Genomic DNA, 18,356 nt, shown 5'->3' with positions numbered 1-18,356 from the left:
GTTTCCAACCCCTCCGGAGGCAACATGGCAGACACAACAATCACACCCACCAGAAAGCTCCCTCTCTACCGCTCCCTTTACGTGCAGGTGATCACGGCGGTGATCATCGGCGTGCTGCTCGGCCATTTCTATCCCGCGCTGGGCGAGGCGATGAAGCCGCTGGGCGACGGCTTCATCAAGCTCATCAAGATGATCATCGCGCCGATCATCTTCTGCACGGTGGTGGTCGGCATCGCCGGCATGGAAGACATGAAGAAGGTCGGCAAGACCGGGGGCCTGGCGCTCCTGTACTTCGAGATCGTGAGCAGCATCGCGCTGGTGGTCGGCCTCTTGCTGGTCAACCTGCTGAAGCCCGGCGCGGGCATGAACATCGACCCGTCCACGCTCGACACCAAGGCGCTTGCGTCCTACACCGGCCCGGGCAAGATGACCGGCACGGTCGACTTCCTGCTCAACGTCATACCCAGCACGCTGGTCGATGCCTTCGCCAAGGGGGAGATCCTGCAGGTGCTGCTGATCGCGGTGCTGTTCGGCTTTGCGCTGCACCGCTTCGGCGGGCGCGGCACGCTGGTGTTCGACATGATCGAGAAGGGCTCGCACGTGCTGTTCGTGATCGTGGGCTACATCATGAAGCTGGCGCCCATCGGCGCCTTCGGCGCGATGGCGTTCACCATCGGCAAGTACGGGCTGGGCAGCCTGTTCTCGCTCGGCAAGCTGATGGGCACGTTCTACCTGACCTGCCTGCTGTTCATCTTCGTGGTGCTGGGGCTCATTGCGCGCTTTCATGGCTTCAGCATCTGGAAGTTCATCAAGTACATCAAGGAAGAACTGCTGATCGTGCTGGGCACCTCGTCCTCCGAGTCGGTGCTGCCGCGCATGATGGAGAAGATGGAGAACCTGGGCGCCAACAAGGCCTGCGTGGGCCTGGTGATTCCCACCGGCTACTCGTTTAACCTGGACGGCACCTCCATCTACCTGACGATGGCGGCCGTGTTCATTGCGCAGGCCACCAACACGCCGATGACGCTGATGCAGGAGATCACGCTGCTGGCCGTGCTGCTGCTCACGTCGAAGGGCGCGGCGGGTGTCACGGGCAGCGGCTTCATCGTGCTGGCCGCCACGCTCTCGGCCGTGGGCCACGTGCCTGTGGCGGGCCTGGCGCTGATCCTGGGCATCGACCGCTTCATGTCGGAGGCGCGCGCGCTGACCAACCTGATCGGCAACGGCGTGGCCACCATCGTGGTGGCCAAGTGGACCAACGAGCTCGACACCGAACGGCTGCAGGCCGGGCTCAACAACGAGAACTGGGTGGAGGCGCAGGAACCCGAAGTGCTCGAAGGCGCCCGAACCAGCAAGATGGCCGATTGATGTCCGTGTGAAGGAAGAGGGGCGCATCGTTCCTGCAAAATGGAGCGATGCCCCACAGCGTTTCCCTGATCAACACCATTGCCGCTGGCCTGGGGCTGGCGCTCGTGTTCGGTTTCCTGGCGCTGCGGCTGCGGCTGCCGGCCCTGGTGGGCTACCTGCTCGCGGGCGTGATCATCGGGCCCTTCACGCCGGGCTTCGTGGCCGACGCGGGCATCGCTGCGCAGCTGGCCGAAATCGGCGTGATGCTGCTGATGTTCGGCGTGGGGCTGCATTTTTCGCTCGACGATCTGCTGGCGGTGCGCAAGATCGCGCTGCCGGGTGCACTGGCGCAGATCGCGGTGGCCACGCTGCTGGGCGGTGCGCTGGCGCTCTGGTGGGGCTGGCAGTGGGGCGAGGCGCTGGTCTTCGGGCTGGCGCTGTCGGTGGCGAGCACGGTCGTGCTGCTGCGGGCGCTCGAGAACCTGGGCATTCTCGATTCGTTCACCGGGCGCATTGCGGTCGGCTGGCTGGTGGTCGAGGACCTGGCCATGGTGCTGGTCCTGGTGCTGATGCCGCCGCTCGCAGGCGCTCTGGGCGGCCATGCCGACACTTCAGCCAACCCCGCCGATCCGCTGTGGCAGACGCTCGGCGTCACGCTGCTGCAGGTGGGCGGGTTCGTGGCGCTGATGCTGGTGGTGGGGCGGCGCGCGTTTCCGTGGATTCTCTGGCAGGTCACGCGCACCGGCTCGCGCGAGCTGTTCACGCTGTGCGTGATCGCGGCCGCGGTCAGCATCGCCTTTGCCTCGGCGGCGCTGTTCGGCGTGTCGTTCGCGCTGGGCGCTTTTTTCGCGGGCATGGTGATGCGCGAATCGGAATTCAGCCACCGCGCGGCGCAGGAGTCGCTGCCCCTGCGCGATGCCTTCGCGGTGCTGTTCTTCGTGTCGGTGGGCATGCTCTTCGATCCCTCGGTGCTCGTCGAGCGGCCGCTGCAAGTGCTGGCGGTGGTGGGCGTGATCGTGCTGGGCAAGTCGATTGCCGCCTGCGCGCTGGTGCTGGCGTTCCGCTATCCATTGGGCACGGCGCTCACGGTGAGCGCCAGCCTCGCGCAGATCGGGGAGTTCTCTTTCATTCTTGCGGGGCTTGGCGTGTCGCTCGGCCTGCTGCCGGTGGAAGGGCAGAGCCTCATCCTGGCCGGCGCGCTGATTTCCATCGCCACCAATCCGCTGTGGTTCAGCCTGATCGCGCCGCTGCAGAAATGGCTGCATGGCCGTGTCTCCCTGGCGCGTGGCCTCGAATCGCACGACCATCCGCTGGCCGAATTGCCGACCACCACCGAGGCCAGGTATCTCTCCAGCCAGGTGGTGCTCGTGGGCTACGGCCGCGTCGGGCGCCGCATTGCGTCGGAGCTGGAGGCGCACGACATTCCCTACGTGGTGGCGGAGCACAACCGCGAACTGGTGGAAAAACTGCGCGAGGCCGGCGTAGCGGCGGTATGGGGCGACGCGGCGGAACCGGCCGTGCTGATCCAGGCGCACATCGCGCGTGCCCGGGTATTGGTGGTGGCCATCCCGGACGCCATGAACGTGCGCCAGATGATGGAGACCGCCCGCACCCTCAACCCGGCCATCGAAACCGTGATCCGCAGCCACAACGAGGAGGAAGCGCAGCTGCTGACGCGAGAGATGGCCGCCACGGTCTTCCTGGGCGAACAGGAACTCGCGCAGGCCATGGCGCGCGACGTGGTGCGGCGCGCAGCAGCGGCTGCCGCCTGAGTCCAAGGGAGTTTCAGAGGTCTTCGATGACCAGCGTGCGATAGCGCTGCGCGATCGAATAGGGCACGGTGCGCACCACCTCCATCAGGTGGTTGGCTGCTTCTTCGTTCTTGGTCCTGATCAGAAGGCCGGTATGGCCTTCGCGCGCGAGCTTGGTGTAGGCGCGCACAGTGGCCGCGTCGGTTCCGGCCGACGGCAGCGGCTCGTCGGCTTCCCTCACGGTGGGTGAGATCTCCTCCAGGATCGTTGCCGCGGGAAGCAGGTAGATCTCGTCGCCGCTCACGCCGTTTTCGATCAGTTTGTGACCGATGCGGTTGGCGTCTTCCGCGCTTGGAAACATCACCATCGAATAGCCTGTGGGGTAGAAGGCGCCGCCGATGCTGGAGCGCATGCGGGGCTCTAGGACGAAATTCTTCATGATTGCTGCCTCCTGGTGATGCAGTTCTTTGTCCACAACCCTAGGCCCGCTGCCGATGCAGCGCTGTAGGCGTGATCCCCGAAATTCCGCAGGTTGGGCACGGCAGTCCCCCGGCCGGCCAGCCGGGCTCTTGTACACTCGCACCTTCATGTCGTGTCATCTCTTCCCCGCCACCGTCTGCGCAGCCTCCATGGCCCGCATGATGCCGCCTGCCTTCGCGCTGGCGGATGGGTCATTGGTTGCACGAATGATTACCACCATTACCACCGCGGCCACCTGAGCACGCGCAGGTGGCCGTTTCGGCAGCCACCTGGTGTATCGCTCTTCTTCTCCGAATGAATGAATGAAACCCAGCTCTGGCAGCTGGGTTTCTTGTTTTTCATCCGGAGATTTCCATGTACCGCGATCCAGTCCAGTCACTCGAACCCCTGCCCAGCCGCCCTGCGGCCATTCGCGCGCTGCGCGTGGGCATGATCGGCATCGGCACCGTCGGCTCGGGCACGTTCCGGGTGCTGGCGCGCAACCAGGCCGAGATCGCGGGTCGCGCGGGCCGGCCCATCGAGCTGGTGATGGTGGCGGCGCGCAACCTGGAGCGCGCCGCCGGCGTCGTGGGCGGGAATGTTCCATTGACGGACGAGCCGCTGCGCGTGGCCACCCACCCCGATGTCGATGTGGTGGTGGAAGTGGCCGGCGGCACCGGCCCGGCGCGCGATTGGGTGCTGGCCGCCATCGCGCACGGCAAGCATGTGGTCACGGCCAACAAGGCCTTGCTTGCGGTGCATGGTGCCGAGATCTTTGCCGCGGCCCGGCGGCATGGCGTGGCCGTGGCCTACGAGGGTGCGGTGGCGGTGAGCATCCCTATCGTCAAGGCGCTGCGCGAGGGCCTCACGGCCAACCGCATCGAATGGGTGGCGGGCATCATCAACGGCACCACCAACTTCATCCTGAGCAAGATGCAGGACGAAGGCCTGGACTTCGAGTCCGCGCTGGCACAGGCCCAGGCACTGGGCTATGCCGAGGCCGATCCGGCCTTCGACATCGAGGGCATCGACGCCGCGCACAAGCTCACGCTGCTGGCCGCCAATGCGTTCGGCACGTCCGTACGCCTGGCCGATGTGCAGGTGGAAGGCATCACGGCGCTGCAGCGGGTGGACGTGGCCTGCGCCGAACAGCTGGGCTACCGCATCAAGCTGCTGGGCGTCGCGCGGCGCAGCGAAGAGGGCATGGAGCTGCGCGTGCAGCCCGCGCTGGTGCCCGCATCGCACCTGATGGCGCATGTGAACGGATCGATGAACGGCGTCATGGTCAAGGGCGATGCGGCCGGCGTCACGATGTACTACGGCGCGGGCGCCGGCTCCGAGCAGACCGCATCGGCGGTGATTGCCGACCTGGTCGACGTGGCGCGGCTGGCCGGCACCCATGCCGCGCAGCGCGTGCCGCACCTCGGGTTTCATGCGCATGCGATGGGCGAGCTGCCGGTGCTGCCCCGTGCCGCAACGTGTTCTTCGCACTACCTGCGCATACCCGTGCATGCCGCAAGCCAGATCGAGGCGGTGTCGGGCTGGCTGACCGGGCAGCAGGTGCCGGTGCGGCAGGTGGCGCTGGCGGCCGCGCAGCTCGGCATGGGCGCGCAGGTGCTGGTGCTGACACAGCCGATGCGGCAGGGCGCGATGGACCTGGCGCTGCATGCGCTGCAGTCGCATCCCTCGGTCGCGGGAAAAGTCACGGCGCTGCGGGTGGAGGAACTGGCGTGAGCGCCGTCTTCACATCGGCGCCAGCCGCGCCTTCTTCATCATGGTTTCGGTCAATGCCATCTCCTGCGCGAACAGCCTGAGGTATTCCTCGGAGCTCGAAAGACTGACGCTGGCTCCCGAGGCTTCGACGGCCGTGCGCACGGCCGGCTGCGCCATGGCGCTTTCGAAGGCGGCCCGGATCCTGGCGACGACGGGCGCGGGTGTGCCGGCCGGCACGGAAACGCCGCCCCAGGAGGTGAGCGACACGCCGGGCACGCCCGCTTCGGCCAGCGTCGGCACTTCCGGCAGGGCGGCGTTGCGCATGGTGCCGACGACCGCCAGCGCCTTGAGCCGGCCGGCCTGCACGTGCGGAAACGCCACGCCGAAGATGGGCATTGCAAAGGCCACCTGCTTGCCGAGCACGGCATTGACCAGTTCCGAGGCGCCCTTGTAGGGCACGTGCGTGGCCTGCACGCCGGCCGCGCTCAGGAACAGTTCCACGCCCAGGTGGGAGGGCGTGCCCACGCCGCCGGATGCGTAGTCGAGCTGGCCGGGATTCGCGCGTGCCCGTTCGACCAGTTCGCGCACCGAGCCGATGCCCGACGACGGATGGACGATCAGGAGAATGTCCGAGGTTGTCAGCCGCATGATGTGCCGGAAATCCTTGACCGCGTCGTAGCCCGGTACGGCGTACATGCGCATGTTTGCCGCCATCGGCGCGGCCGAATAGATCCAGGTATAGCCGTCGGCCGGCGCGCGCGCCACCAGCCTGGCGCCGATGTTGCCCGCCGCGCCGCCGCGGTTCTCGATCACCACCGGCTGTCCCAGCAAGGGGCCCAGGGCCTCGGCCAGCGTGCGCGCGGTGGTGTCGGGACCGGTGCCTGCGAGGTAGGGCAGGACCCATTTGATCGGCCGGCTGGGCCAGTTGCCGTCCGCCGCCAGCGAAGGCCAGGCGGCGGGCCACAGCGATGCGGCCAGCGCCTTGCACAGCTGGCGCCGGGTGGGCATGCATTCTCGATTCATTGCGTTTGTCTCCTGATCTGTCTTTGTCTTTCTGCCGAACCGCGGCGCGAACCTAAGGCCCGGGATCGCCGAGCAGTTCGCGCGCGATGGTGTTGCGCTGGATCTCGCTGGTTCCGGTCAGCACCCGGTACATGCGCAGCATGCGGAACAGGAACTCCACGCGGCGGCCCTGCACGATGCCTTCGCCGCCGTGGATCTGCACGGCAGAGTCCGCGATGCGGAAGGCCGCTTCGGAGCAGAACAGCTTGGCCATCGAGGCCTCGGCGCGCGCTTCGCCGCCGGCGTCGAGTTGGCGCGCGGTCGCGATCATCAGGCCGCGCGCGGCCGCGAGTTCGGTCGCCATGTTGGCCAGCATGTGCTGGATCGCCTGGAACTGCGCAATCGCGCGGCCGAACTGCCGGCGGCCCTTTGCGTAGGCGATGGCGTCGTCCAGCGCCACCCGCGCGAGGCCCACCATGGCGGGGCAATGCAGAAGCCGGTTCACCGTGATGCGTCCGAGCGCCAGCGCCAGCCCGCGCCCGCGTTCGCCGATCATGTTGCGTGCGGGAATGCGGCACGCCTCCAGCACGATGTCGCCCGTGTGCGACTGCCCCGCCATGGTCTTGTAGCCCGACTCCACGCGCGCGCCCGGCAGGCCCAGGTCGACGAAGAAGGCGGAGACTTCGCGCTGCCCCGGCTCGTCGGCCGTCGAGGCCATGACCAGTGCAAAGTCGGCGAACGGCGAGCCGGAAATGAAGCGCTTGCGGCCGGTGAGCACATAGTGGTCGCCCTGCAGCTTGGCCCGCGTCTGCACCGCGCCGGCATCCGATCCTGCCTCGGCCTCCGTCAGGGCAAAGCAGATGGCCTTGTCGGCACGGGCCACCGGCAGTATGAACTGCTCGAGCTGGTAGGGCGTTGCCTGCCGCGCGAGCGCGCCCACCCGCGGCGGGCCGCTCAGCTCGCCGAAGACATGCGGCGCCAGCGGCGAGCCGCTCGCGTAGATGAACTCCTTGATCAGCACGTGGTCGAGCACCGAAAGGCCCATGCCGCCCATGGCCTTGGGCAGCGTGATGCCGTAGAAGCCGAGCTCGTTCGAGCGGCGCCAGACGCGCCGCAGCGTTTCGCGGTCGGCGCTGCGTTCATGGTCGAGGCCATGCTCGGCGACAATGGCGGCAAGCTCGCCGTGGAGGAAATCGCCGATGCGGGCGATGAGCTCCGCCGCCTGCGCGGAACCTTCGAAGGGCACGGTGGATGGGTGCGATATGTTCATGCGTGCAGCTCCTCAGTTCACGCGCCGGGCGCGGTCGGACCAGTACGGCGCCTGGATGGCCTTGCGCGCCACCTTGCCGTTGGCGTTCTTCGGCAGCGCGGCAACGAACTCGATCATGCGGGGCCGCTTGAAGCCGCCGAGCCGCTCGGCGCAGAACGCATCGAGCGCCGCGGCATCGGCCGACTGCCCGGCCTTGAGCACGATGTGCGCGGCCACCGCTTCGCCCCACTTGTCGTCGGGCACCGCGAACACGCAGGCGTCGGCAACGGCGGCGTGCTGGTAGAGCACGGCCTCCACCTCCGAGGGGTAGACGTTGAATCCGCCGGTGATCACCATGTCCTTCTTGCGGTCGACGATGTAGATGTAGCCCTCGTCGTCGGCACGCGCCAGGTCGCCCGTGTGGTAGCCGCCGTTCTTCAGCACCTCGGCCGTCAGCTCGGGCGCGCGCCAGTAGCCTGCGAACACGTCGGGTCCGCTGACCACGATCTCGCCGATCTCGCCGACTGCCACGGGTTGGCCTTCGTCATCGACGATCTCGACCTGCGATTCCAGGAACGGGCGCCCGCACGAAGCCAGGCGCTCGGGCCGGGCGGCGCGCGCGAACAGGTGGTCTTCCACCGAGAGGCCGCAGACGCCCGACGTGGTCTCGCCGGCGCCGTAGCCCTGGGACAGGATCGGCCCGAACACATCCATGGCCTGCAGGATGCGCGCGGGAGCCATCGGTGCCGCGCCGTAGCCGAGCCGCCGCAGGTCGGGCAGGGGCAGATATTTTCCTCCGAGCTCGGCGAGCAGCATGTTGATCATCGTCGGCACCATGAAGGTGTGCGCAACGCGGTCGGCGCGCATCTCCGCGAGGAAGCGGCCAGGTTCGAAACCGTCGAACAGCCGGATGGTGGCGCCGCTGCACAGCGCCGGCACGAGCTGCATGCCCGACGCGTGCGTAATCGGGCCCACCAGGCCCAGCAGCTCGCCGGGGCGCATGCCGTCCGCGCGCATGAGGAACTTGCGCAGCTGCGCGAGCCGATTGCCGAAGGTCTGCATCGCCGCCTTCAATACGCCGCTCGAGCCCGAGGTGTAGTGCAGCACCGCCAGTTCGTCCGAGTGCACGCGGGCGGTCTCGAACGATGCGCTCGCGCTGGCCAGTGCGCCTTCGTAGCTCAGCGCGCTGCCCTCGGGCTGGTCGACCAGCAGCAGCCGGGGCGCGGCGGTCTTCAGCAGCGGAAGAAAAGCCTCGGCGCGGGCGGAGGTGGTCACGATCAAACTTGCTTCGCTGTTGGCGATGACTTCGGCCACCTCCACCGGCGACAGCCGCGAATTGATGGGTGCCTTCACCAGCGCAGCCTTGTAGCAGGCCAGCTCGACCTCCACCACCTCGATGCAGTTGGGCAGGCACACGCCCACGCGCGCCCCGCGCGCCAGGCGCTGTGCATGTAGGGCGTTGGCCAGCCGGCTGGCGCGCTGGTCGAGGGCTTCGTAGGTGATGGACCGGGTCGGGCTCTTGATCGCGACCTGTCTGGAGAATGCGCGGGAAGCGCGCGAGACGAGGGCGCCGACGTTGGCGACCTCGAAGGATGCGGAATTCGACAAAGGGCTATCTCCTGTGTGCCACGTCGCTCTGTTTGCGCGTGGACTGGCGCCACTATCGCGGCGCCGGGGCACAAGGAGGAAATACCGTTTACTGATGCGAAGGCATCAATCTTTTTGATGGCCGCCCAGCAGTTCGGCGTCCCAGCGGCCTTCATCGACCATGCGTGCGATTTCTTCCCGCAGAACCTCGGCCACTGCCTGCACCACGGCATCGGCGGGTCGGCTGGCTTGGGTGGCCAGCGTGTAGCTGCGAAGCAGCTCAGGCTGTGTCACGCGCGCGCACACCCAATCCTTCCTGCCCAGGGCCGAATCGTCGAGCGCGCATGCCGGCGTGAACGTGAAGCCCGCGCCGGCCTGGTACAGGGAGCGGATCACGCGCGCCGAATCGTGCTCGTAGGCAATGTTCAGTTCGATGCCCAGGCCCGAGGCCGCCTCTTCGACCGCCTGCCGGATGCTGAAGCGCCGCGACTGCACCACAAGCGGCAGCCGTGCCGCCTGTGCGAAACGGATCTGCGCCGCGCCGCGACCGGCCGCTGCAGACGGGCGGCGCTTTGGCTCCAGCATGGGCGCGGCCATGCCGTCCGTGTCGAAGCCGCAAAGAAAGATCGACTCTCGCGCCAGCGGCTCGCACAGGACGCCTTCGAGCGCCTGTGTGTCCACCAGGATGCCCACGTCCGCGCGGTGGTCGAGCATGGCTTTCTTCACCATCAGGCTCAGGTCGTCCAGCACGAAGACACGCACGCGCGGATGCCGCTCCTTCAGTCGCATCAGCACGGCGCCCATCAGCAGCGATGAAAGCAGCGTGGGAACCGCGATGGTGACCGAGCCTTCGAGGCCTTCCGGCGCGCGCTGGAAACGTTCGCGCAGCGCCGCGGCGTCCGAGAGCAGCCGGCGCGCGTCGTGATAAAGCTGCATCCCGGCTGCGGTGGGCGTGACGCCGGCGTGCGAGCGCTCGAAGAGCAGGGCGCCGAGTTCGCCTTCGAGCTTCTTGATCTGGGCCGTCAGGGCAGGCTGGGCCACGTACAGCGAGCTTGCTGCGCGTGAAAGGCTGCCGGCTTCCAGCACGGCGATGAAGTAGCGAAGGGCGCGAAGGTCCACGGGCTCGGTGTGCGTTGTCGAAGTGGAAAAGAGGCGCTGCGGTCGAGGCAGTTCGAAGAGCCTATTGTCGGCACGAAACGGTGGCTTGCCTTGGCGCGCCAGGCTCTGGCAAGCTGAGACAGAATGAGGCACGGCGGACACTGGCTCCGCCGATGAAACGGGAGTCGCAATGGAGTTCGATCGGCACGGTGGCCCTCAAGACCACGACGGGAGCCGCGCGTGAAACGCTGCGTCCTCGCCGTTGCGCTGGCCCTGGCGATGCCCGCCTTCGCCCAATCCACGCAGTCCGCGCAACCCGGGGACCCGGCACAGGGCGCGTCCTGCCAGGCGGAAGAAGCCGCGCTGGAGCGCGACATCGACCTTGCGCGCTCCAGGGGGCAGATGCTGCGCCGGCGGCAACTCGCCGAGGCACTGGCCGCGCTGCGCACGCGCTGCCACGGGGCTGAACCCGCTCAGAGCCGCGCGGCGCGCATCGACAAGCTGGAGCACGACATCCGGCTGCTTCGGGCAGACCTCGAGCATGCCGAAGAGCAACTGCGCGAGTTGAAGAACGAACGGCCCTGACCGCCAGCGTCAGAGCCGCGGCAGCTGCATGCGCAGGCGCCGCGCCGCTTCTTCCTCGCGCGCATCGTCCACCTCGCGCAGCACATTGCCCAGATCGACGGGGCCGGTGTCGCGCACATGCGTGCCGGCCAGCACCGATTCGACGCGCAGCAGGCCGCGCTCGTACAGGTGCCAGATCTCGTCGCCGTAGTGCGTGCCCAGGAGTTCCGGCGCGAACTGGCCGAAGAAGTTGCGCAGGTTCTCCACGTCGCGCAGCAGCATGCGCTTGGCGTGGTTGTTGCCCGCCGCATCCACCGCCTGCGGCAGGTCGATCACCACCGGCCCATCGGCCGCCAGCAGCACGTTGAACTCCGAGAGGTCGCCGTGCACGACGCCCGCGCACAGCATGCGCACCACTTCCTTCAGCAGGCTGGCGTGGTGCTGCACGGCTTCGTCGCGCGTGAACGCCACGTCGTTGAGCCGCGGCGCCGCATCGCCGTGGGCGTCGGTCACCAGCTCCATCAGCAGCACGCCTTCGAGGAAGTTGTAGGGCACGGGCACGCGCACGCCGGCCGCCGCCAGCCGGTAGAGCGCATCGACCTCGGCGCTTTGCCAGATGGCCTCGGTCACTTGGCGGCCGAAGCGTGTGCCCTTGGCCATGGCGCGCGTCTCGCGCGAATTGCGCACGCGGCGGTTCTCGGTGTAGTCGACGGCCTGGCGGAAACTGCGCTTGTCGGCTTCCTTGTAGACCTTGGCGCAACGCGTCTCGTCGCCGCAGCGCACCACGTAGACCATGGCTTCCTTGCCGCTCATCAGCTGGCGTACCACCGTGTCGATCAGGCCTTCGTCGACCAGCGACTGCAGTCGTGGTGGTGCTTTCATTGATACCGCTCCGTCAGGTCCAGCGGGCGGGTCGAGAGGAAGGCCCTCAGGCTTTCCGGGCCGATCTGGTAGGCCCCAATCATGCCTGCGCGGCGTGCGCCCTCCCGGAATGCCGATCGCTAGCAGCTTTCGCGCATCGATTCAAAGAGCGGCCGGCTGTTTCCACGTCGCGATTGCCGAAATTCCGCTTCCTAGGGGTTTGTACTTGGATGCCGTCGCAGAATTGATTTCTCGGACCAGCCCAAAAAGCAAAAACGGTTCGACGTGTTCCCATCAATTCATTGAAAAGGAAATCCGAATGACACCTCCGCCGAGAACCGCGCCGATGTGGCCGCGGGCGCCGTGGTTGCCGCGCGCATCGGCAATCCCTATGCCACCGGCGTCGATGCCGGCCCGATGCATCCGCCTGTCGCCTTGAACAGCCGCGACGCGGTGCGTGCCGAAGCAGTGGCCGCTGCACGCGCGCCCGACCCGTACGCCGAAGGTGCCTCTTCGGGCCCCGCGCCGATCGTCGCCGGTGCGGTGGATCGCGCGACGGTGCGGGCCGAAGCCTATGCCGCCGCACGCGGCCACGCGCTGCCGCTGTAGTTGCAGCCACTCGTCCGCAAGGACGTGGGTACGAGAAAGAAGGCCGGACCTGCGAAAGCAGGCCCGGCCTTCTTGCGTGGAAAACCAGCCGGCGGAGCAGCCGGCCGATGTAAGGTTGCGGGCTCAAGCAGAGATCGAAAAATGACCAAGAGCAAGCTCGCCGCATTCCTCCTCGCCTGCGCATCGGCCATGGGCGCTTCCGCCCAGGAGTGGCCGACGAAGCCCGTGCGCCTGATCGTTCCCGCGCCGGCCGGCAGTTCGCTCGACCTGATCGCGCGCACGCTGGCCGACCGGCTGCGCCCCATGTGGAAGCAGCCCATCGTCATCGAGACCAAGCCCGGCGGGGGCGGCCTGATCGGCATGGATGCCGTCGCCAAGGCACCGAACGACGGCCACACGCTGGGCATCGGCTTCAACGGGCCGATTGCCTTCGGGCCCTACATGTACAGCCGCATGCCGTATGCGCCCGCGCGCGACCTGCAGCCGATCGTGCTCACCACTTCGCAGCCCAACGTGCTGGCCGTGCAGGCGGGCAATCCGGCAAACAGCCTGAAGGAGTTCGTGGCGTGGGCGAAGAAGCAGGGCCACCAGTTCAGCTATGCCTCGGTGGGCGCGGGGAGTTCGTCGCACCTGACGATGGAACTGTTTCGCGGCGTTGCAGGCATCGAGGCGGTGCACGTGCCCTATGCCGGGTCGCCGCCCGCGGGGCTCTCGGTGGCAGCGGGCGACACCCAGGCGCTGTTCACCGTGGCGCCTGCGCTGCTGCCGCTCATCCAGGGCAAGCGCATCAAGCTGCTCGCAGTCACGAGCGCGAAGCGCTCCGAGCTCATGAAAGACCTGCCGACCGTCGCGGAGTCGGGCTACCCGGGCTTCGAGGCGCTGGCCTGGAACGGCCTCTTCACCGCGAGCGGCACGCCGCCCGATGTCGTCCGCCGCATCAACGCCGATGTGAACACCGTGCTGCAGGAGCCCGCCGTGCGCGAACTGCTGGCCAACCAGGGCCTGGTGGCGGGCGGCGGGTCCGCCGAAGAATTCAGGTCGTTCATCGACAGCGAGGGCCGCAAGTGGGGCGCGATCATCGCCAAGCGCGGCATCCGGCTCGACCAGTGAGCGAGAATTTTTGGATGATTTGAAATCCAGATCAATTGATCCGAATTTTCGATTTTACGGATGGTGGCGGCCTGCCTAGAGTCCGCCCCAATGAATGCCAACGCACCGCCCCCACTGCTGATCGGCTGCGCGGCCGGCTTTTCCGGCGACCGCACCGATGCGGCCGGGCCGGTGGTCGACACGCTGATCGCGCGGCTTGCCAGCGGCCCGGCCGGCCAGCGCGCTTTCCTGATCTTCGAAACGCTGGCCGAACGCACGCTCGCGCTCGCCCAGCTGCGCCGCCGCGACAACCCTGACGCCGGCTACGAGCCCTTGCTCGACGCCATGCTGCGGCCCGTGCTGGCGCGCTGCCTGGCGCACGGCATCCGCATCGTGAGCAACTTCGGCGCGGCCAATCCGCGCGCCGCGGCCCGCCACATCGCCCGCATGGCGCGCGAGCTCGGCACCGATGCGCCGCGCATCGCGGTGGTGGAGGGCGACGACCTGTCCGGCGCCGCGCACCGCGCGCTGTTGCATGAAACGCTGGGCGCGCAGATGGAGGGCCTGCGCATCGTCAGCGCCAATGCCTATATCGGGGCCGAGCCGATTGCCGCCGCGCTCGACGCCGGCGCGCAGATCGTGGTGTGCGGCCGCGTGGCCGATCCTTCGCTCGCGGTCGGTCCCGCCATGTCGCACTTCGGCTGGCGCGCCGACGACTGGCACCGGCTGGGCCGCGCCACCATGGCGGGCCATCTGCTCGAATGCGGCGCGCAGGTGTGCGGCGGCTACTTCGCAGACCCCGGCTACAAGGATGTGCCGGGGCTCGACACCGTGGGCTTTCCGATTGCCGAGATCGATGCCGACGGCCACAGCAGCATCGGCAAGGCCGACGGCACCGGCGGCCTCGTGAGCGAAGCCACGGTGAAGGAGCAGCTGCTGTACGAGGTGCACGACCCGAGCGCCTACCTGACGCCCGACGTGGTGGCCGACATTGCCGAAGCCGAGGTGCGCGCGCTGCCCGGCCGAGACCGCGTCGAACTCTCCGGCGTGCGCGGCCACGCGCGGCCGAGCCACTACAAGGTCAACGTCTGCCATGAAGGCGGCTGGCTCGCCGAGGGAGAAATCTCCTACGCGGGGCCGCGCGCCGAGGCGCGTGCCCGGCTCGCGGCCGAGGTGCTGCGCAAGCGCCTCGACGGGCTCGCGCTGCGCGTGGACCTGATCGGCGCGCTCAGCATCCTGGGCGACGACGCCGGCCGCATGCTCGCGGACACGCCCGACACCGGCCTGCGCGACGTGCGCCTGCGCGTGGCGGCCACGCATGCGGAGCGCGCGCAGGCCGAGCGCCTGGCGCGCGAGGTCATGGCGCTCTACACCTGCGGACCCGCAGGCGGCGGCGGCGTGCGCACCGCGCTCACGTCGCGGCTCAACACCTTGTCCTGCCTGCTGCCGCGAGAAGCCGTGCCGGTGCGCTTCGAACTGCTCGGCGCGGAGGCCCTGGCATGAACACATCGACAGACGACATGATCGAAGTGCCGCTCTACCGCGCGGCCCACGGCCGTACCGGCGACAAGGGCGACCGCTCCAACATCAGCGTGATCGCCTGGCATCCGGAGCTCTATGCCTTGCTGGCCGAACAGCTCACGCCCGAGCGCGTGTCGATGCAGTTCCGCCATCGCGCACCGGCGCGGGTGCAGCGTTTCCTGCTGCCCCGGCTGCACGCGATGAACTTCGTGCTCGACGCGGTGCTCGACGGCGGTGTCAACGATGCGCTGAACCTCGATGCGCACGGCAAGGCGCTGTCGTTCCTGTTGCTCGACATGCCCATTCGCGTGCCGCGCGCGCTTGCGCCGCTGCTGGCGGGGCCGTAACAGCCATCCATTTTTTCCTTAGCCATCCATCCGGAGACAAAACAATGAAACGACGTTCCCTGACCCTTTCGGCCGCTGCGCTGGCCCTGGCGCCGCTGCTGGCCCACGCGCAGCAGGCCTTTCCCGAAAAGCCCATCACCTTCGTCGTGCCCTTCGCAGCCGGCACGGCCACCGACCAGATCGCGCGCGCACTGGGCAACAGCATCACGGCCGAAACAAAGCAGCCCGTCGTGATCGACAACAAGGCCGGCGCCAGCGGCTTCATCGCCTCGCAGCAAGCGGCCAAGGCCGCGGCCGACGGCTACACCGTGCTGATCACCACCAACACCACGCACGCCGCCAACGAGCATCTGTTCAAGAAGCTGCCCTACGATCCGGTGAAGGACTACGCGCCCATCACCGCGCTGGGCAAGGGCGGGCAGATCATGGTGGTGAATCCGTCCTTCCCCGCGAAGAACGTGGCCGAGTTCGTGGCGCTCGCGAAGAAGGAGCCGGGCAAGTACAGCTTCGGCAGCGGCAGTTCGTCGAGCCGCATGGCGGGCGAGTTGCTGCAGCAGATGGCCGACATCAAGCTGCTGCACGTGCCCTACAAGAGCAACACGCTCGCCGTCACCGACCTGCTGGGCGGGCAGATCCACATGATGATCACCGACGCGGCCACGGGCCTGCCGCAGGTCAAGGCTGGCAAGCTGCGCGCGCTGGGCGTGTCGAGCGCTGCGCGTTCGCCGCTCGCACCCGACGTGCCCACCATTTCCGAAGCCGGCGTGAAGGGCTACGAGATGGGCTACTGGTTCGCGGCCTATGCGCCCGCCAAAACACCGCCGGCCGTGGTCAAGCGGCTCAACGAACTGCTGGTGAAGGCCGCGAAGAGCGAATCCGCGAAGACGGCGTTCTACGAACCCACCGGCACCGAGGTGTTCACGACGTCGCCCGAAGAGCTCGCCAAATTCCAGACGGCCGAGTCGCAGAAGTGGGGCCGCATCGTGAAAGCCGCCGGCATCGAGGCCGAGTAGGCGCGCGCTGGCCGTAGCGGAGATCGGCACCGCGCAGACACCACAACGAAGGAGACAAACCATGAAACGCTGGAGCCTGTTGGCTGCCACGGTGGCTTCGGCCGCCCTTTTTCTGAGCGCTTGCGGCGGGAGCGGTGGTGGAGGCGGTGGCTTCGCGCTGCCGCCGCCGGCCGCAACGACACCGCCGCCGGCGGCCGCCGCGGTAGCACCGAAGTTCAAGCTCGCCATCTCGAAGACCGAGGACGTTGCCGGCACCTTCGGCAACACCGGTGCCTACGAGAAGATCACCGGCACCTTCACGGGCGAGGTCGATCCGAAGGACGCGCACAACGCCATCATCCAGGACCTGTCGCTCGCGCCGCTCAATGCCAACGGCAAGGTCGAGTACAACTCCGACTTCGTGCTCTTCAAGCCCAAGGACATGGGCAAGGCCAACGGCGTGCTGCGCTATGACGCACCGAACCGCGGCAACATCGTCAACCTCGATCCGTACTTCGCCTCGCGCGGCTACGTGTTTCTCACGGCCGCCTGGCAGGGCGACGTGCCGGCCGCGGCGGGCAAGCTCACGCTCAAGGTGCCCGTGGCCAGGAATGCGGACGGCAGCACCATCACCGGCACCTACCGCGCCGAGCTGCTGCCCACGGCGGCCACCAGCGATTCGCTGCCGCTGCCTGGCGGTCCGTACAACGCGGCCATGCAGGCCTATGCGACGGCGAGCCTCGACAACACCCAGCCCGGCTATGTGCTCACGCGGCGCATCAACGAAGCCGATGCGCGCCAGCTCATTCCCGCGAGCGACTGGAAGTTTGCCAAGTGCAGCGCCGCCGCGCCATTCCCCGGCACGCCCGATGAGACGAACGTGTGCCTCAGGGGCAAATGGGACCCGGCCTACATGTACGAGCTGGTCTATGTCGCGAAGGACCCGAAGGTCATGGGCCTGGGGCTCGCGGCCGTGCGCGACATGATCGCCTTCTTCCATCGCGAGGCGAGCGATGCTGCGGGCACCGCCAATCCGGTGGCTGCCGCCATCAAGAACACCATTGCTTCGGGCGTTTCGCAGTGCGGCAACTTCATGAAGACCTTCGTGCACCTCGGCTTCAACGAGGACCGCGCGGGGCGCAAGGTGTTCGACGGGGTGTTTGCGCAGATCGCGGCGCGGCAGACCAACATCAACATGCGCTTCTCGATTCCCGGCGGCGGCGGGGGCGTGCGCACCGACCACACGGCCTTCGGCCAGTCCGGCACGCGCGGCCTTTCGAAAGACTATGTGGACGACGTGGCGCAGCGCCGCGGCGGCATCCTGTCGCGCTGCGAGGCGAGCGGCACCTGTCCCAAGCTCTTCATCGGCTTCAGCGGCACGGAGTTCTACGTGCTGCAAGGTTCGCCGCTGCTGACCGACGCCTGGGGCACGGCCGACCTCGTGCAGCCAGACAACGCGCGCATCTACTACTACGCGAGCACGCACCACCTGCTGGGCCTTCCCTCGCTGCCGGGCGCGAGCGCAGGGGCGCTCTACGCCACCAACGCGAACGCGGGCGTGGTGCCGGTGGCGCGCGCGCTCTACCAGAACCTGGAGGAATGGGTCGTCAAGGGAATCACGCCGCCCGACAGCCAGGTGCCCAAGCTGGCCGACGCCACGCTGGTGCGGCCGCAGCAGCTGAAGTTTCCGGCCATTCCGGGTGCGAGCTACACGGGCCTGGTCAACACCTATTCGCTGCTCGACTGGGGACCGAACTACCGGCCGCAGGACGAGACCGGCATTGCCACGCAGGTGCCGCCGGCGTACCTTGGCCGCGACTACGCCATCCTCGTGCCTCAGGTGGATGCGGACGGCAACGACATCGCAGGCATCCGCAGCCTCGACGTGGCCGTGCCCGTGGGCACCAACACCGGCTGGAACTACACCGGCAAGCCGGGCACCATCGACCTGGCGGGGCTGTTCGGCTCGTACTTTCCGTTCGCGAAGACGGCGGCACAGCGCGGCGCGGATCCGCGCCTCTCGCTGCAGGAGCGCTATACCGATCAGGCCGGCTATGTGGCGGCCGTGACCGCGGCTGCCAACGAGCTGGTGGCGAAGCGCTTCATGCTGCGCGTGGATGCCGACGCGGCCATTGCGAATGCGGCCGCCAACCCGGTGCTGCCGTAG

Annotated in this window: 15 protein-coding genes and 1 pseudogene; 10 read left to right on the top strand and 6 right to left on the bottom strand. The window is 67.9% G+C overall.

Going from position 1 to position 18,356, the window contains the following annotated elements:
* Window positions 1-24: 24 nt before the first annotated feature.
* Both QFZ47_RS28440 and QFZ47_RS28435 read left to right on the top strand, forming a co-directional pair.
* Window positions 25-1,368: a dicarboxylate/amino acid:cation symporter gene (locus QFZ47_RS28440; RefSeq protein WP_307658805.1), complete on the top strand. Its 1,344-nt coding sequence runs from the start codon at window positions 25-27 to the stop codon at window positions 1,366-1,368.
* A gap of 47 nt (window positions 1,369-1,415) precedes the next feature.
* Window positions 1,416-3,119 carry a cation:proton antiporter domain-containing protein gene (locus QFZ47_RS28435; protein ID WP_307658804.1) on the top strand — a complete coding sequence of 568 codons (1,704 nt, stop codon included), beginning with the start codon at window positions 1,416-1,418 and terminating at the stop codon, window positions 3,117-3,119.
* Between the two features lie 13 nt (window positions 3,120-3,132).
* Here the strand turns inward: QFZ47_RS28435 and QFZ47_RS28430 are convergent, their stop codons facing one another.
* The gene (locus tag QFZ47_RS28430) at window positions 3,133-3,537 is read right to left on the bottom strand and encodes a hypothetical protein (protein ID WP_307658803.1); all 405 of its coding nucleotides are present in this window, start codon (window positions 3,535-3,537) and stop codon (window positions 3,133-3,135) included.
* 395 nt (window positions 3,538-3,932) lie between these two features.
* Between QFZ47_RS28430 and QFZ47_RS28425 the strand changes: the two genes are divergently transcribed.
* Window positions 3,933-5,291 carry a homoserine dehydrogenase gene (locus QFZ47_RS28425; RefSeq protein ID WP_307658802.1) on the top strand — a complete coding sequence of 453 codons (1,359 nt, stop codon included), beginning with the start codon at window positions 3,933-3,935 and terminating at the stop codon, window positions 5,289-5,291.
* A 9-nt stretch (window positions 5,292-5,300) separates the two neighbouring features.
* Here the strand turns inward: QFZ47_RS28425 and QFZ47_RS28420 are convergent, their stop codons facing one another.
* The 4 genes from QFZ47_RS28420 to QFZ47_RS28405 all read right to left on the bottom strand — a co-directional run bounded on the left by QFZ47_RS28420 (window position 5,301) and on the right by QFZ47_RS28405 (window position 10,227).
* Window positions 5,301-6,293 carry a Bug family tripartite tricarboxylate transporter substrate binding protein gene (locus tag QFZ47_RS28420; RefSeq protein WP_307658801.1) on the bottom strand — a complete coding sequence of 331 codons (993 nt, stop codon included), beginning with the start codon at window positions 6,291-6,293 and terminating at the stop codon, window positions 5,301-5,303.
* Window positions 6,294-6,345: 52 nt separating this feature from the next.
* Entirely contained in the window at window positions 6,346-7,542 is a 1,197-nt protein-coding gene (locus QFZ47_RS28415) for an acyl-CoA dehydrogenase family protein (protein WP_307658800.1), read from the bottom strand.
* A 12-nt stretch (window positions 7,543-7,554) separates the two neighbouring features.
* Entirely contained in the window at window positions 7,555-9,129 is a 1,575-nt protein-coding gene (locus QFZ47_RS28410; protein ID WP_307658799.1) for an AMP-binding protein, read from the bottom strand.
* A gap of 105 nt (window positions 9,130-9,234) precedes the next feature.
* On the bottom strand, window positions 9,235-10,227 hold the full coding sequence (locus QFZ47_RS28405; RefSeq protein ID WP_307658798.1) for a LysR family transcriptional regulator: 993 nt from the start codon (window positions 10,225-10,227) through the stop codon (window positions 9,235-9,237).
* Between the two features lie 219 nt (window positions 10,228-10,446).
* Here QFZ47_RS28405 and QFZ47_RS28400 point away from each other — a divergent pair, with 219 nt between their 5' ends.
* Entirely contained in the window at window positions 10,447-10,791 is a 345-nt protein-coding gene (locus QFZ47_RS28400; protein ID WP_307658797.1) for a DUF1090 family protein, read from the top strand.
* A 9-nt stretch (window positions 10,792-10,800) separates the two neighbouring features.
* Here QFZ47_RS28400 and QFZ47_RS28395 read toward each other — a convergent pair whose 3' ends face one another.
* Window positions 10,801-11,652 carry a PA4780 family RIO1-like protein kinase gene (locus QFZ47_RS28395; RefSeq protein WP_307658796.1) on the bottom strand — a complete coding sequence of 284 codons (852 nt, stop codon included), beginning with the start codon at window positions 11,650-11,652 and terminating at the stop codon, window positions 10,801-10,803.
* Window positions 11,653-11,955: 303 nt separating this feature from the next.
* Between QFZ47_RS28395 and QFZ47_RS28390 the strand changes: the two are divergent.
* The 6 genes and pseudogenes from QFZ47_RS28390 to QFZ47_RS28365 all read left to right on the top strand — a co-directional run.
* Window positions 11,956-12,240, top strand: a pseudogene (locus tag QFZ47_RS28390) (helicase SNF2); the annotation flags it as partial.
* A gap of 141 nt (window positions 12,241-12,381) precedes the next feature.
* Window positions 12,382-13,350, top strand: a complete 969-nt coding sequence (locus QFZ47_RS28385; protein ID WP_307658795.1) for a Bug family tripartite tricarboxylate transporter substrate binding protein — start codon at window positions 12,382-12,384, stop codon at window positions 13,348-13,350.
* Window positions 13,351-13,440: 90 nt separating this feature from the next.
* A complete protein-coding gene (locus QFZ47_RS28380; protein WP_307658794.1) occupies window positions 13,441-14,832 on the top strand; it encodes an acyclic terpene utilization AtuA family protein in 1,392 nt (463 codons plus the stop codon).
* On the top strand, window positions 14,829-15,197 hold the full coding sequence (locus QFZ47_RS28375; RefSeq protein WP_307658793.1) for an AtuA-related protein: 369 nt from the start codon (window positions 14,829-14,831) through the stop codon (window positions 15,195-15,197). The genes QFZ47_RS28380 and QFZ47_RS28375 overlap by 4 nt, the downstream gene beginning before the upstream one ends.
* Before the next feature lie 44 nt (window positions 15,198-15,241).
* The gene (locus tag QFZ47_RS28370; RefSeq protein ID WP_307658792.1) at window positions 15,242-16,210 is read left to right on the top strand and encodes a Bug family tripartite tricarboxylate transporter substrate binding protein; all 969 of its coding nucleotides are present in this window, start codon (window positions 15,242-15,244) and stop codon (window positions 16,208-16,210) included.
* Between the two features lie 61 nt (window positions 16,211-16,271).
* The gene (locus QFZ47_RS28365; protein ID WP_307658791.1) at window positions 16,272-18,356 is read left to right on the top strand and encodes an alpha/beta hydrolase domain-containing protein; all 2,085 of its coding nucleotides are present in this window, start codon (window positions 16,272-16,274) and stop codon (window positions 18,354-18,356) included.

The organism is Variovorax paradoxus, from assembly GCF_030815975.1.
Taxonomy (GTDB): Bacteria; Pseudomonadota; Gammaproteobacteria; order Burkholderiales; family Burkholderiaceae_C; genus Variovorax; species Variovorax paradoxus_N.
The sequence above is the reverse complement of the archived record's forward strand: the minus strand, read 5'-3'. Positions and strand labels throughout refer to the sequence as shown.

Bases quoted from the DNA above. Each gene is read 5' to 3' on its own strand.
- QFZ47_RS28440 (WP_307658805.1), top strand. From the start codon at position 25: ATGGCAGACACAACAATCACACCCACCAGAAAGCTCCCTCTCTACCGC.
- QFZ47_RS28435 (WP_307658804.1), top strand. From the start codon at position 1,416: ATGCCCCACAGCGTTTCCCTGATCAACACCATTGCCGCTGGCCTGGGG.
- QFZ47_RS28430 (WP_307658803.1), bottom strand. From the start codon at position 3,537: ATGAAGAATTTCGTCCTAGAGCCCCGCATGCGCTCCAGCATCGGCGGC.
- QFZ47_RS28425 (WP_307658802.1), top strand. From the start codon at position 3,933: ATGTACCGCGATCCAGTCCAGTCACTCGAACCCCTGCCCAGCCGCCCT.
- QFZ47_RS28420 (WP_307658801.1), bottom strand. From the start codon at position 6,293: ATGAATCGAGAATGCATGCCCACCCGGCGCCAGCTGTGCAAGGCGCTG.
- QFZ47_RS28415 (WP_307658800.1), bottom strand. From the start codon at position 7,542: ATGAACATATCGCACCCATCCACCGTGCCCTTCGAAGGTTCCGCGCAG.
- QFZ47_RS28395 (WP_307658796.1), bottom strand. From the start codon at position 11,652: ATGAAAGCACCACCACGACTGCAGTCGCTGGTCGACGAAGGCCTGATC.
- QFZ47_RS28385 (WP_307658795.1), top strand. From the start codon at position 12,382: ATGACCAAGAGCAAGCTCGCCGCATTCCTCCTCGCCTGCGCATCGGCC.
- QFZ47_RS28380 (WP_307658794.1), top strand. From the start codon at position 13,441: ATGAATGCCAACGCACCGCCCCCACTGCTGATCGGCTGCGCGGCCGGC.
- QFZ47_RS28375 (WP_307658793.1), top strand. From the start codon at position 14,829: ATGAACACATCGACAGACGACATGATCGAAGTGCCGCTCTACCGCGCG.
- QFZ47_RS28370 (WP_307658792.1), top strand. From the start codon at position 15,242: ATGAAACGACGTTCCCTGACCCTTTCGGCCGCTGCGCTGGCCCTGGCG.
- QFZ47_RS28365 (WP_307658791.1), top strand. From the start codon at position 16,272: ATGAAACGCTGGAGCCTGTTGGCTGCCACGGTGGCTTCGGCCGCCCTT.